The sequence below is a fragment of the Spirosoma sp. 48-14 genome (assembly GCF_001898575.1).
Classification (GTDB): domain Bacteria; phylum Bacteroidota; class Bacteroidia; order Cytophagales; family Spirosomataceae; genus Spirosoma.
Genome location: NZ_MKUD01000058.1, coordinates 373,415 through 386,191, shown reverse-complemented (window position 1 = coordinate 386,191; position 12,777 = coordinate 373,415). Strand labels below are relative to the sequence as shown.

Annotated in this window: 14 protein-coding genes; 5 read left to right on the top strand and 9 right to left on the bottom strand. The window is 48.6% G+C overall.

Annotated features, from left to right (window positions below):
- Nucleotides 1-79 precede the first annotated feature (79 nt).
- Together gmk and nadD are read left to right on the top strand one after the other, a co-directional pair.
- A complete protein-coding gene (gmk, locus tag BGO59_RS26405; protein ID WP_293688650.1) occupies nucleotides 80-679 on the top strand; it encodes a guanylate kinase in 600 nt (199 codons plus the stop codon).
- Between the two features lie 111 nt (nucleotides 680-790).
- Entirely contained in the window at nucleotides 791-1,363 is a 573-nt protein-coding gene (nadD, locus tag BGO59_RS26400; RefSeq protein ID WP_293688648.1) for a nicotinate (nicotinamide) nucleotide adenylyltransferase, read from the top strand.
- An 18-nt stretch (nucleotides 1,364-1,381) separates the two neighbouring features.
- Here the strand turns inward: nadD and BGO59_RS26395 are convergent, their stop codons facing one another.
- From BGO59_RS26395 to cysS, 3 genes are all read right to left on the bottom strand, one after another.
- Nucleotides 1,382-1,822, bottom strand: coding sequence for a hypothetical protein (locus BGO59_RS26395; protein WP_293688646.1), 441 nt, complete (start codon nucleotides 1,820-1,822; stop codon nucleotides 1,382-1,384).
- 3 nt (nucleotides 1,823-1,825) lie between these two features.
- Nucleotides 1,826-2,851, bottom strand: a complete 1,026-nt coding sequence (locus BGO59_RS26390) for a M28 family peptidase (protein WP_293688644.1) — start codon at nucleotides 2,849-2,851, stop codon at nucleotides 1,826-1,828.
- A gap of 103 nt (nucleotides 2,852-2,954) precedes the next feature.
- Nucleotides 2,955-4,448 carry a cysteine--tRNA ligase gene (gene cysS / locus BGO59_RS26385; protein WP_293688642.1) on the bottom strand — a complete coding sequence of 498 codons (1,494 nt, stop codon included), beginning with the start codon at nucleotides 4,446-4,448 and terminating at the stop codon, nucleotides 2,955-2,957.
- A 257-nt stretch (nucleotides 4,449-4,705) separates the two neighbouring features.
- Here cysS and BGO59_RS26380 point away from each other — a divergent pair, with 257 nt between their 5' ends.
- Together BGO59_RS26380 and BGO59_RS26375 are read left to right on the top strand one after the other, a co-directional pair.
- Nucleotides 4,706-5,902 carry a hypothetical protein gene (locus tag BGO59_RS26380; protein WP_293688707.1) on the top strand — a complete coding sequence of 399 codons (1,197 nt, stop codon included), beginning with the start codon at nucleotides 4,706-4,708 and terminating at the stop codon, nucleotides 5,900-5,902.
- Nucleotides 5,903-5,986: 84 nt separating this feature from the next.
- On the top strand, nucleotides 5,987-6,904 hold the full coding sequence (locus tag BGO59_RS26375) for a PfkB family carbohydrate kinase (RefSeq protein ID WP_293688640.1): 918 nt from the start codon (nucleotides 5,987-5,989) through the stop codon (nucleotides 6,902-6,904).
- 148 nt (nucleotides 6,905-7,052) lie between these two features.
- On the opposite strand, the gene BGO59_RS26370 is transcribed toward BGO59_RS26375, so the two are convergent.
- From BGO59_RS26370 to BGO59_RS26360, 3 genes are all read right to left on the bottom strand, one after another.
- On the bottom strand, nucleotides 7,053-7,862 hold the full coding sequence (locus BGO59_RS26370; RefSeq protein ID WP_293688638.1) for a ferritin-like domain-containing protein: 810 nt from the start codon (nucleotides 7,860-7,862) through the stop codon (nucleotides 7,053-7,055).
- 13 nt (nucleotides 7,863-7,875) lie between these two features.
- Nucleotides 7,876-8,604, bottom strand: a complete 729-nt coding sequence (locus BGO59_RS26365) for a ferritin-like domain-containing protein (RefSeq protein ID WP_293688636.1) — start codon at nucleotides 8,602-8,604, stop codon at nucleotides 7,876-7,878.
- Nucleotides 8,605-8,801: 197 nt separating this feature from the next.
- Nucleotides 8,802-9,974 carry a carbon-nitrogen hydrolase family protein gene (locus tag BGO59_RS26360; protein WP_293688634.1) on the bottom strand — a complete coding sequence of 391 codons (1,173 nt, stop codon included), beginning with the start codon at nucleotides 9,972-9,974 and terminating at the stop codon, nucleotides 8,802-8,804.
- Nucleotides 9,975-10,040: 66 nt separating this feature from the next.
- Here BGO59_RS26360 and BGO59_RS26355 point away from each other — a divergent pair, with 66 nt between their 5' ends.
- Nucleotides 10,041-10,817 carry an SDR family NAD(P)-dependent oxidoreductase gene (locus BGO59_RS26355; protein WP_293688632.1) on the top strand — a complete coding sequence of 259 codons (777 nt, stop codon included), beginning with the start codon at nucleotides 10,041-10,043 and terminating at the stop codon, nucleotides 10,815-10,817.
- 4 nt (nucleotides 10,818-10,821) lie between these two features.
- Here the strand turns inward: BGO59_RS26355 and BGO59_RS26350 are convergent, their stop codons facing one another.
- Genes BGO59_RS26350 through BGO59_RS26340 form a run of 3 tightly spaced genes read right to left on the bottom strand, consistent with a single transcriptional unit; the run spans nucleotide 10,822 to nucleotide 12,695 of the window.
- A complete protein-coding gene (locus BGO59_RS26350) occupies nucleotides 10,822-11,751 on the bottom strand; it encodes a polysaccharide deacetylase family protein (protein WP_293688630.1) in 930 nt (309 codons plus the stop codon).
- 3 nt (nucleotides 11,752-11,754) lie between these two features.
- Nucleotides 11,755-12,177 (bottom strand): rRNA maturation RNase YbeY, encoded by a 423-nt coding sequence (gene ybeY / locus BGO59_RS26345; RefSeq protein WP_293688628.1) that lies wholly within the window; start codon nucleotides 12,175-12,177, stop codon nucleotides 11,755-11,757.
- On the bottom strand, nucleotides 12,174-12,695 hold the full coding sequence (locus BGO59_RS26340; RefSeq protein WP_293688626.1) for a GNAT family N-acetyltransferase: 522 nt from the start codon (nucleotides 12,693-12,695) through the stop codon (nucleotides 12,174-12,176). The genes ybeY and BGO59_RS26340 overlap by 4 nt, the downstream gene beginning before the upstream one ends.
- Nucleotides 12,696-12,777: the final 82 nt, after the last annotated feature.

The window sequence follows — 12,777 nt, the reverse complement described above, 5'->3', positions numbered from 1 at the left end:
CCGATTAGGGTAATTAGGGCAACGCTTACAGGCAGCCTTAATTACCCTAATTAATTTTATACCGTAAACCAATCAGCACTTGGAAGGTAAACTGATTATTTTTTCGGCGCCATCGGGCTCCGGAAAAACGACTATCGTTAAGCATTTGCTGGCCGGGAATACCAATCTCGGCTTTTCCATTTCGGCATGCACACGCGACCGGCGGGGGCGGAGTGAGGAAAATGGTAAAGATTATTATTTCCTGACACCAGAAGAATTTAAGCAGCGAATCGATAACGATGAATTCGTTGAGTGGGAAGAAGTGTATACCGGTGCTTTCTACGGTACACTAAAAGCAGAAATTGAACGGGTTTGGGCTAGCGGCAAACATGTACTGTTTGATGTTGACGTTCAGGGGGGATTGAAACTGAAAAACTACTATGGCGATAAAGCACTGGCCGTGTTTGTGAAAGTCCCTGATGAAGCTACGCTGCGTCAGCGGCTGATTGGCCGAGGTTCTGAAACTGAAGAAAGCTTATCCCGTCGTCTTTTTAAAGTGCATTTCGAAATGAGTTTTCAGGATCGGTTCGATGTGGTTCTGATGAACGATGAGCTGGAAACATCTCTTCAGAAAGCTCAGAAACTCGTTGATGATTTTGTACAGAAAAACCAGGTTCCTGCTAAAGGAACAGTGATTTAATTAGTATTAGGAGCGAGGAGTTAGGAGCGAGAATGACTGACGCGAAAACAATAAAAGCCCTGCGTCAGCCATTCTCGCTCCTAACTCCTCGCTCCTCGCTCCTGAGAATTAATGAAAATTGGCTTATTCTTTGGCTCGTTCAATCCAATTCATATTGGCCACCTGATTATTGCCAATACAATGGCTACGACTACCGATCTGGATCAGGTCTGGTTTGTGGTATCGCCCCAGAATCCGTTTAAAAAAACAAAAAGCTTATTGCACGAATTTGACCGGTTCGATATGGTAGAACGGGCCATTGCTGACAATAGTCGCTTGAAAGCTACGGATATTGAATTTTCGATGCCCCGGCCCAGCTATACCATTGATACGTTGGTTCGGCTTAGCGAAAAATATCCGCAACATACCTTCCGGCTGATAATGGGTGAAGATAATCTGGAGCAATTCGCCAACTGGAAGAATTACGACAAGATTCTGGAATATTACGGGTTGTATGTTTACCAGCGTCCGCGCGCTGTGGAAAGCCCGTTTAAGACCCATACAAACGTGCGGGTAATTGATGCCCCCTTACTGGACATTTCGGCTACATTTATTCGGGACTGTGTACGGGCCAACCGCTCGATTCGCTATATGGTGCCGGATGTTGTAGAGGAGATGATTGAGCGAAAGAAGTTTTACCAGTAACGCGGCTTTATAGACACGTTACGGGATACCGTTCTGAAAGGTAACTTCCGTTGCCAGGCCGATGGCACTCATTCGTATGGCTACCGAACGGCTATTCGATTTAGCTCCCGCTTGGTCACACTGGGGGCCTTTTTCAAGGAAATAGATGTAGAATTTCTGATTTCGGTCGGCAATCTGATTTATATCTGGTCGTCCAAGCAGTTCCCCGATCTCGTTCGCCGACTTGCCCTTCAGATGCTGAATTTCGGCTTTAAAATCGGGAAGCAGCTTATCCCGAACGCCATTGCATCCCCCCCGATCTCCCCGCCATTTTTTTATGTCCAGTTTGCCAAATTGATCCGGTGCCGAACTACAGCCCAGCAGTCCAGCTAAGAAAAGACTAAACAAGCAGAGTAGGCTCAGACTCCAATAGCTGCTCTTTTGCTGGTATACCAGCCCGGTCTTCACTCGTTCGCTCATTTCTTATTCTTCGTTGTAAAGTACTTGCAGAAGGGTTTGCCCAACGGCCTTTAGCGTGCCTTTGTCAATGTTACTCATGTCGTCTTCGGCGGTATGCCAGCTTGGAAAAAAACCACCCGTACCGATGTTCGTGTGAATAATGTCGATCATAGGAATTTTGGCAATTGTGTTTGGTGCCACATGATCGTCGGTAATTTGCCCACCAGGTGTATCGACAAAATACTGGCTATATCCGGCGTTACTGGCCGTTTGCCAGACATTGTTCACGACAGTTGGGGCAAATTGCATCGATAGGCCTTCTTTAGCGAATGTAGCACCTTTAGCACCGACCATGTCCAGAAGAATACCGTAGTAAGCTGAATAACCAGGTTTGTGCAGGTTTTTCGCCCAATAGCGGGAGCCTAGGCAGAAACCGATGTAATCGAATTGGTTACCACTTGCCTGTTCAAAATCATTGGTGGCTTTTTCCCCATTTCCCCAATCTTCGGCATCAAAGAAAATAATGTCGATGCCCACAGTCGGTTTCTGATTACTTTGCTGAATGGTACGAGCCAGTTCAAGCAAAACCCCAACGCCACTGGCCCCGTCATTTGCGGCCGTAACGGGCTTGTTCTGATCTGCTTTATCGGGATCATTATCGGCATGTGGACGCGAATCCCAGTGCGAAGCCAGTATAATCCGCTTGGTTGCTTTGGGGTTGATACTTCCGATAATATTAAGCGCATTCAGCTTTTTTCCATCCCAGGTAGTGGCTACAAACGATTGCTGGGTAACCTCACAGCCAAACTGCTTCAACTTCGTGACCAGATAATTGCCGGTTTGGGTATGAGCGGGTGTGTTAGGAACACGGGGGCCAAAGGCCACCTGTTTCTCAATATACGTATAAGCCGAGTCGGCGTTGAAAGCGGGAGCCGATACGGTTTTTTGTTCCGTCGTCTGTGTCGAATCGCTCTGCGACTGTTTGGTTTTACAGGCGCTTGTTGCTACCAGCACAAGGGCTACCGAATAAACAAGGATGGATTTGGTCATTGTATTGTCATTAGTGGTCATTGGAGTCATTGATTGTCATAAGTTGTCAGGTCGTTGGTGAGCGACCACTTACCAAATGACTATGAATAGCGCAAAATGACCTTTACTCTTCATAAGCCCAGTCGATCTGGTGTTTCATGTCTTTGATGGCTAACCCCTGCGCCTTAAAATACGAGCGAATCTGATCGACTTTATCGTACTGGCGCTGCTCTTTGTATTCGCGGTAAAGCGTCAGTAATCCTTCCAGAATGGACTGATTGTAGGAGCCTTCTTCGGTCAGGCCGAGTACGTCCTGCATAAACGAGACAAACGATTCTTTTAGCAGGTTGAAGACTTCTTCGCCCAATACGGCTGGCTGGAGTTGATTCAGGTACAGCATATTGATGTATTTCAGCAACGTAAATAGTTGGGCAATACCCACGGCTGTATTAAGGTCATCGTTCAGGGCTTCGTAAAACTGATTAACCGCCTGCCGAATATCCTGCTGTTTGTCTTCACTGATCGTTATAGAATCATCCCCTGCGGATCGATAGGTCAATGTTTTCGCGATCCGTAACCCATTAGCCAGCCGACGGTATCCTTTCTGAGCCGCTTTAAGGGCATCGTTCGAGAAGTCGAGGGTGCTGCGGTAATGCGACTGAAGCATAAAGAACCGGACCGTCATGGGGCTGTAGGGCTGGTCAAGCAAGGGATGACTTCCGGCGAATAGTTCGGCGGGGAGGAACGAGTTTCCTAACGACTTCGACATTTTTTGCCCGTTCACCGTCAACATGTTGGAGTGCATCCAATAGCGGACAGGGTCCACACCCGTGAGGCCGTCGCCCTGAGCAATTTCACATTCGTGGTGCGGGAATTTCAGATCCATACCCCCGCCGTGAATGTCGAACTGCTTGCCCAGGTACTTCATGCTCATGCACGAGCATTCGAGATGCCAGCCCGGAAAGCCTTCGCCCCAGGGTGAGTTCCAGCGCATGATGTGTTCGGGAGCCGCATTTTTCCAGATGGCAAAATCCAGTGGGCTTCGCTTTTCTGATTGCCCGTCCAGCTCGCGGGTTTCATTGAGCAGATCGTCTAGGATACGGCCCGAAAGTTTGCCATAGTTGCCTCCGCGCTGATTGTACGCATCAATATCGAAATATACTGACCCATTCGATTCGTACGCCAGACCTTTCGCCAGTAGTGTTTGAACAGCCTCAATCTGTTCGACCATATGCCCCGTTGCCGTTGGCTCAATGCTGGGCGAAATGGTATTGAACTGCGCCATCACATTATGAAAATCGTTGGTGAAGCGTTGCACAATTTCCATCGGTTCTACCTTTTCGAGCTTCGCCATTCGGCCAATCTTGTCTTCGCCCTCATCGCCATCGCCAACCAGATGCCCAACGTCGGTCAGGTTACGGACATAGCGAACTTTATAGCCGATGAACGTCAGATAACGGTAGAGTGTATCGAATGTCAGAAAGGTGCGCACGTTGCCTAAGTGAACGTAGTTGTACACTGTTGGGCCGCAGACGTACATGCCCACATAAGGCGGGTTGATTGGCTCAAATAGTTCTTTTTTACGCGAAAGAGTATTGTACAGGTGAAGCGGTTGCATTGCTAGATCGACTGTTTCAGGAATACAGAATAAAGGAATTTGGGCCAAATGGCTTATTAAGAGCGGCTGATGCGCTCAACAACAACAGTGGGCCGATAAAAAGAAGTTTCCTTTACGCTGCATGGCAGGAATGCATATGATTTGTGCTGGCGAAGTTACGGATTGTTCGTCGGAAAACGGCAACCCTCCTCGGCTACCCAAAGCTTTTGGTTATATTCGCGTTTTTAATGGGCGATTTGACCCGCTTACAGTCAGGAATGCAGGTAGTTGAGGTGGGCGCCAATGCCCAATACCAGAAAGAGTTTATTCAGTTTCCCGTACGGCTTTATCGGAATGATCCCTGCTGGATTCGGCCGCTGGATGCCGATGTTGAAGAGGTATTTGACCCAGCCCGAAACAAGCGGTTTGAACGGGGCGAGTGCATTCGGTATTTGCTTCGTTCCGATAAAGGCGAAACCATCGGGCGTATAGCGGCCTTCGTAGATTTCGAGCTGGCAAATCTGGATAATGAGCAACCAACGGGTGGCATCGGCTTTTTCGAATGCATCGATGACCAGTCGGCGGCCTTTATGCTATTCGACGCTGGTAAAGTGTGGTTGCAAAGCAAGGGGATGGAGGCTATGGACGGACCAATCAACTTTGGCGACCGCGACCGCTGGTGGGGTTTGCTGGTCGATGGATTTGATCGGGAGCCAAACTATTGCATGCCCTATACGAAGCCGTATTATATTCCATTCTTCGAGAAATACGGTTTTCAGGATTATTTCAAACAGTATACGTTTGGGATTCCAACCACCTGGTCGAAACTGGTCGATATGTCGCAGGCGGTGAAAGACCGGGCGCAGCGGATCTATCAAAATCCAGATTATACCTTCCGAACAATTGATAAGAAAGACCTTCCGGCAGCGGCCGAGCAGTTTCGGCATATTTACAACGCGGCCTGGGGGGGGCATAGTGGCGTTAAAGAGATGTCGGCCGAGCAAGCTCAGTTGTTGATGAAGAAGCTGAAGCCGGTTATCGACGAAAAAATCATCTATTTTGCCTATTACCTGGGCGAGCCGGTGGCTTTCTTCGTTTGCCTGCCCGAACTCAACCAGGTCTTTAAGCACGTGAATGGAAAACTTGATTTGATCGGGAAGCTGAAGTTTTTGTGGCACATGGTCATGAAAACGAACCACAAAGCGTTCGGTGTTGTGTTTGGCGTAGCGCCAGAACATCAGGGAAAAGGCGTTGAAGCGGCCATCGCCCTGCGGATGCCGCACGAAGCCGATCATAATCCCAACTTTCAGTATACCGAACTGGAAATGAACTGGGTAGGTGATTTTAACCCGATTATGGTACGATTTGTGAGCCAGCTCGGATCGAAAATCGTCAAAACCCATATTACCTACCGAAAATTATTCGACGAAACAAAACCATTTAAACGATGCCCGGTAATTGGGCGTAAAAAATAATTTTCCGTTTTCAGTTAGCTGATATATCGTTAACAGTTAAGCTTGACTGAAAGCAGAAAATCGTAAACAGAAAACCTACAAACAATGAGCTTACTGACCGTTGGTTCCGTGGCATTCGATGCGCTGGAAACCCCCTTTGGCAAAACCGATAAGATTATTGGCGGTGCTGCCACATACATTACCCTTTCGGCTTCCTACTTTGTGAACGCCAACAATCTGGTGGCCGTTGTTGGTGACGATTTTCCGCAAGCTATGATTGACGATCTGCGTCAACACGGCATTAACACCGAAGGGCTAGAAATTCGGAAGGGGGAGAAGACATTCTTCTGGTCGGGTAAGTATCACAACGACATGAATTCCCGCGATACGGTGGAAGTACAGTTGAACGTTATGGGGGATTTCGACCCCATTATTCCCGAATCTTATCAGGACTGTCAGTATTTAATGCTGGGCAATACGTCGCCAGCTGTTCAGGGACTGGTAATTGATCGACTGCACAACCGCCCCAAGCTGATTGTGCTGGATACCATGAACCTCTGGATCGAGATTGCCAATGCCGATCTGCTGAACCTGCTCAAGCGTGTTGACGTGCTGGTGTTGAACGATGAAGAAGCTCGTATGTTGACACACGAGTATTCGCTGGTAAAAGCGGCCGCTAAAATTCAGGGAATGGGGCCTAAAACGGTCATTATCAAGAAAGGTGAGCACGGAGCCCTACTCTTTGGTGAGGGTAAAATTTTCTTTGCCCCTGCATTGCCACTAGAAGAGGTGTTCGACCCGACTGGAGCTGGTGATACCTTCGCGGGTGGGTTTATTGGATACATTGCTAAAACCGACGATGCTTCGTTCGATAACATGAAGCGGGCTATCATCTACGGATCGGCAATGGCATCGTTCTGTGTGGAGAAGTTCGGTACCGAGCGCATTATGAATCTGACGCAGGAGGAAATACAGGCACGCGTAAGCCAGTTTGTATCCTTGTCAGCATTTGGGCTGGAATAAATCTAACGGTAACGCGGGTGGAAACCCGCCCTATTTAGTGTGATAGCGCGGGTTTCCACCTGCGTTACCGTAAAGCTGATCTACTAGCTACAAAACAAAACGACCCACCTGGCTAGGGCGGGTCGTTTTGTTTTGTAGCTAGTAGGCCTTATGCAAAGAAAGGCGTTACAATACCAACTACCGTATTTTTGTCAAGAGGCTCATCGAAGGCCTCCATGATCATGGCAGGCGTTATACGGTTGTCACCTGCTAGCGCTGTAACCAGGTTAACACCCCCCTGCGTAACATTATCTTCACCTGCATAGCTGCCGTTAACAACCGATGGCAAGCCTTGCATAGCAGCTGTACCGCCCGTAATCCAGCCTTTCTGGCCTCGGATGTAGCGCACGTTAGCTGCGTGAGCCGCTTCCGTTGCGTGGATTTGCAATGCTACCTGAAGAATAGCAGGTGCATTCTGCAGGTTAGCAGCTTGTCCTTTATAGGCACGAACGCCCGTATCTTCAAACGTTTGTGCAATAGCTGCAAAAGTCTGGAAGTTGCTGAAGGTATCTGTGAAGGTTCCTTTGGCCGAGAAGTCAAATTTTGGCTCAGGAATCGCATCGGCTCCCAGAACGTTTTTCAACAGACGAACGTGTACCTGCTCGTGACGACGGATGACTTCGAAAGCCATTTTGTAGTCGTTCGGAATCATCGACAGGTTATTGGCCGTATCGTAGAAACGATATTCCAGATATTCCAAGGTCAGTGCATAGTTAAGAACGTCTTTCACGTTCTGTGGCAACCCGCTCGACTGGCCATAGGATTTTGTTAGGGCTGAAGCCATAATAGCTGGAGCCGCTGCTGCAATCGTTTTTTTGGTCAGGGAGCTAAACAGTCCCCGACGGGAGACGTGGGCAAGGCGGTCAAAGATTTCGCCATCCACTTTCTCAATATCACTGAGTAAGTTCTGTAAGTTCATGGAGTAAAGTGGTTTATGCGAGGCTGCTTACTAGTGCGCTTGCGTCGATGGTTTCAAGAATGTATTTCTGAGCAATAGGTAACACGAAAGTTGGCTCATAAGCCAGGTGTAAACCCGTATCGCTGGTTACGATCGTTGGACCAGCAAACGCATCCGATTTAGGATACTGTAGTTCGCGGAGAATGGAATGGTGACGAGTCTCAACCGAAACAATTTTACCCGCCAATGTCAGATAACCGGCATCTTTTATGTATTTGCCAGCTCCGTTGTAAGCGCCTACTCCCGTTTTCTCGAAGGCTTCGGCAGCGATCAATACGGCAGCGCGATCATTAAAGTCAATACTGCTGAAGTTGAATGTCAGTGTTGGTACGGCACCACCCAGGGCTGCTTTGAACAGCTCGCGGTGAATGATCTCATGACCGCGAATATCGGTCCAGAGTTGCCGGTCAGCCGACGACATGTTGGGATATGGTTTTGCCAGCAGCATTTCGTAGAAAGCGGCTTCAAGCTGTTCGAGAACATAAGCAAAAGCAAGAATTCCAACGTCGCCAGTAGGTAACTTGACGGTGTCGCCAGCAGCACGGGCGCTACCAGAAGGAATCAGATAATTTTCATCTGCATGGGAGCACGCTGTAAGTAGACCGCCTGTTACGGCTGCTGCCCCCGCTACTCGCAGAAACGACCGACGGCTGGATGCCGACTCCGAAGTTGTCGTTTCGGGCCGATTCGTAATGTTTTCCATTGAGTAAATAATGTTAGGTGATAGAATCCGGTCATGTGTCAACCAGGACGGCTATACCTACGGAGCCTCGCTGAGAAGAGATTTATAAATTTTTAAGAAAAATTATAAATCCTAAATCGGTTGGGCGACAACCTTCTAGTAATGAGTGCTATTGTTGTATATTGTTTCGAAAAGTTATTAGAAAAGTGCAAAATAATTTATAGCCATAAGCACGTTAATGTAGCCCCATTGGCAGCAGGTGTTAGTTTGGTTGTCGTGCTGTCTTGCAGAATAATTGTGGTGCCGTCGGTTCCTAAATCCCAGAGTATACCCCGTAGGAAAACATTGATCCCTTTCGTAATCCCTGCTTCCGGCCTGGCTCTACCGGCCATCGCATACGTCAGCCAGGCTTGCCCTTCAGTTAGTTTACCCACGGCCGCCTGTGCATCGGCGGGGGTAGATGTACCGCTATAGCCACGCCAGATTGTTTTCCAGATGCCGTCACCTGCCGAATACGATGGAACGGCCAATAAGGTAGCTCCTTTCTGCCTGAGGGTTTTGTAAGCTACTGAATGCCACGAATCGGCGCAAATCAGTACCCCTAAACGCCCGATGGGCAGATCGAAAATGGGAATGTCGGCAGGTTTGGATGGGCAAACGAAGGGCAATTCGTCGGCTATCGGAAACACCTTTCGGATAAGCTGTGAGTCGAGTTGCCCATCGGGATGAAACACGGCGGATACATTATAAAGAGGCCCCTTGCCCACCTGTAGGTTTCCATGTTCGACAGTAGGTGCAGGAAGCAGAATAGAACCGGCCACAATCGTTATATTGAACTGAGCGGCCAGCATATCGAACGTAAGCTGGTAGTCGTGAGCCATTTGCTGGGCTTTCAGAGCAAAAATGGTGTAGTTCGTCTTGTTTCCAACCGTATCAGGAACACTGCGGTATACCTGCCAGAAACGAAGTGGATGGGTTAAGGTCATGGCCGTTAATCCATCCTGAATAGTTTGCGCTTTATAGACACGATCTGCTTCATTGGCGGCCACTAGCCATGTGCCGATATATTCCGGAAAAATAGCAACGGTTTTGCCGGGAATTAGCAGGCCACTGTCCTGTGCTGTGGTTAAATAGCCTTGCAATTTTTGCCGAAATGTTAGCCCATTCTTGTAATCGGCAGGCTCCATCCAGGGCTGAATACCCAGCAAATTTCCCTGATCGGATCGCTTTCCAACCCGCTCGATATGAACAATGCGTTGGCCGGCCACCGATGATTTTACCATGATAGCAGGATCGCCCATCAGCCAGCTTTGCCATTCCATGATGGCTACCCACCCGATAAGTAAAACTGCGAATAAGGCAATGCTGATTTTTTTAACGGCAGATGGCATAGATTAGAAAAATAAAGCACAAAATAGCACTATTTTGCTAGCCCGATACGAGATACATCAAGAAGTATGGCATCCTTTACCAATCAGATTGCATTCATTACCGGAGCGGGTTCTGGCATAGGCCGGGCCACGGCTTTAGCCTTTGCGAAAGCCGGAGCGCAGGTGGTTGTAGCCGAAATAAACCATGTCAGCGGTCAGGAAACGGTTGATCAAATCAAGCAACTGGGTGGCAATGCCCTGTTTATACCCTGTAATGTTGCCGACCGACAACAACTAGAAACGGCTGTGCAACAGACTGTTGAACAGTATGGCCGATTGGATGTTGGCATAAACAACGCAGGTATTGGTGGGAAATACGGCCGATTGCTGGATCATACCCAGGATGATTTCGATCAGATGATGGCCGTTAATGTAGGCGGGGTATTTTATGGGATGCAGGCTCAGATTCGGCAGATGTTGAAGCAACGGGAGGTCGGTCGGCCAGCAGGGGGCAAAATCGTGAATGTATCGAGTATTGCCGGTGTGCGTGGTATGCCGATGGGTGCGCCATACAGTGCCTCCAAACACGCCGTGATCGGCCTGACCAAAACGGCTGCGCTGGAATACGCCCGGCAACATATCCGCATCAACGCGGTTTGTCCGGTTTATACCCATTCAGCCATGGTCGATGAGCTTTTTCGGGCGGCTCCCGATATGGAAGAAAAAATGCGTAAACGAATTCCAATTGGTCGGCTGGGCGAGCCTGAAGAAATCGCCCAGGCTATCCTGTGGCTTTGTTCGGACGAAAATGAGTTTTTTACCGGCCAGGCTATTCAGTTGGATGGTGGACTAACAGCCGGATAACGAATCATTTCCGATTGGCCAGTTCATCGATGTTCGCTGGAACTTCTGGCTCGCCTTTGAAAAATTCACCCCCTTTGCCCTGGGTAAGTGCCCAGCGATGCAGCCAGGAGATACCACCTTTGCCGGTATACTTATCAGTAAACTTATAGGCTTCGTCTTTCAGGGCTTCGTCGAGCGTGATAAAAGAATACCCCCGATTTTTGAGCTCGCTAAGTAACTTGCCCAGGAAATCAGCATTGATCGAATTGGCGTGAATAAGCAGTATCTGGGGGATTGGCCGATTCAATAAAGCCTGGCTTTGCGCTTCATAATAGGTAACACAATCGAGCATATAAGAAACGTAGCTTTGGCCTACCTGAGCCATCAGGGCTGCATCGTTCATTCTTAACGCATTATCATAAGCTCGAGCGTACAACCAGTCGGAGTTGTCGATCGTGACGGGCGCTTCGCGGTAGCCTCGTTGCCGAAGGAAATTCTCCAGGGAGTCTTTTTTGGCTGGCGTATCCCCTCTTCGGAGGTATGGATGACGAAAATAGCGAAACGGCTTTCTTTGCTTTTCAACAAAGTTTTTTACAATCGACTCACCCTGAATCACATCGGTTTTTGATTCGCTGAATGGAATCAGGTTGTAATCCTTATGCGCAAATGTATGATTGCCCAGTTCCAGCCCGGCATCCAGCCATCGTTGAAGAAGGGCGAGCTGGGCTGTATCGGGCCGATTGGCCGACTGGAGTAAACCGCTAATAACAAACCCAATAGCGGGTACGTGGGCGTAGGTAACATGCGCAAGCAGTTTTTGAGTTAGCTGCTGTTTCGCTGGCGGTGTCTTATAGAAAGCCGATGCCGTCGGCAGATCATCGATGGTAATAACCATGCGTTTTTGCGCCTTCACCGTAAGCGTCAGCAATAGCAGTAGGTAGGTAAGTTGCCGCATAAGTCAGGCGTTGTTGTACTGATGGAGCCATTCTTCCTCTTTCTGCCGCATTTGGGCCTCTTCCTCTTCGCCTTTGTCGAGATACCCACAGAGATGCAGCAATCCATGAGCCAGCACACGCAGCATCTCCTGATCAGCCGGAACGTCCAACTGAGCAGCATTATCTACTACCCTTTCGACGCTGATGTAAATGTCGCCCGCCAGTTTACCCTCTTCCTCACTCTGATCGAAGGTAATGATGTCGGTATAGTAATCGTGCTGAAGGTAGTCGCGATTTACCTGGAGTACGTATTCATCCGAACAGAAAATATAATTCAGCTCGCCAACGGTGTAGCCTTCTCGTTCGGTCTGTTGTTTCAGCCATTGGCGAACGGCCTGTTTGTGAGGAAGTTTGTAGGGCACATCCTCATTGAAAAATCGAATCATACTAAATTGGTTAGATCAGTCCACACATACCGGAAGCAATCTGCGTAGTTGCCGTCTGGATTGAGCAGAGAAACTTTTTCATAATTGACTCCACCCATGCGGTCGTAAAATTTTTGCGCGTTGATATTATCGGCCAGTACCCATAAGTAAAGGCCAGACTTGGGTGCGTACTGTTGCACCCAGCGGGCCGTTTTTTGCATAAGCGCAGCACCTATACCTTTACCCTGCCAGTCGCGATGAACATGTAGGTTATCGAGCAGGGTTCCCCAAACAGGGTTGTCGTTGGCGTAGGCACAGGCAAGGCCGCAAATTTTTGCGTTATCTTCGGCAACAATAATGTGCTGGTCAGGTGTTGGTTGGTTAATACGCGACTGCCAAACGGATCGTCGGTTATCCAGAACGGGCCCATCCAGAAAGCTGTCTGCCAGAATACCTCTGTAGTTTTGTTGCCAACTGAGGCTGTGTAGTTGAGTTATGGGCTCGGTATCGTCGGCAGTTGCCACGCGATAAGTTATCATACTACAGAAGGTTGTTATTCATAGGTAGAGTCATTCATAGACATTCGTTGTCATTGATAGTCATTAAGTATAAACAATGGAT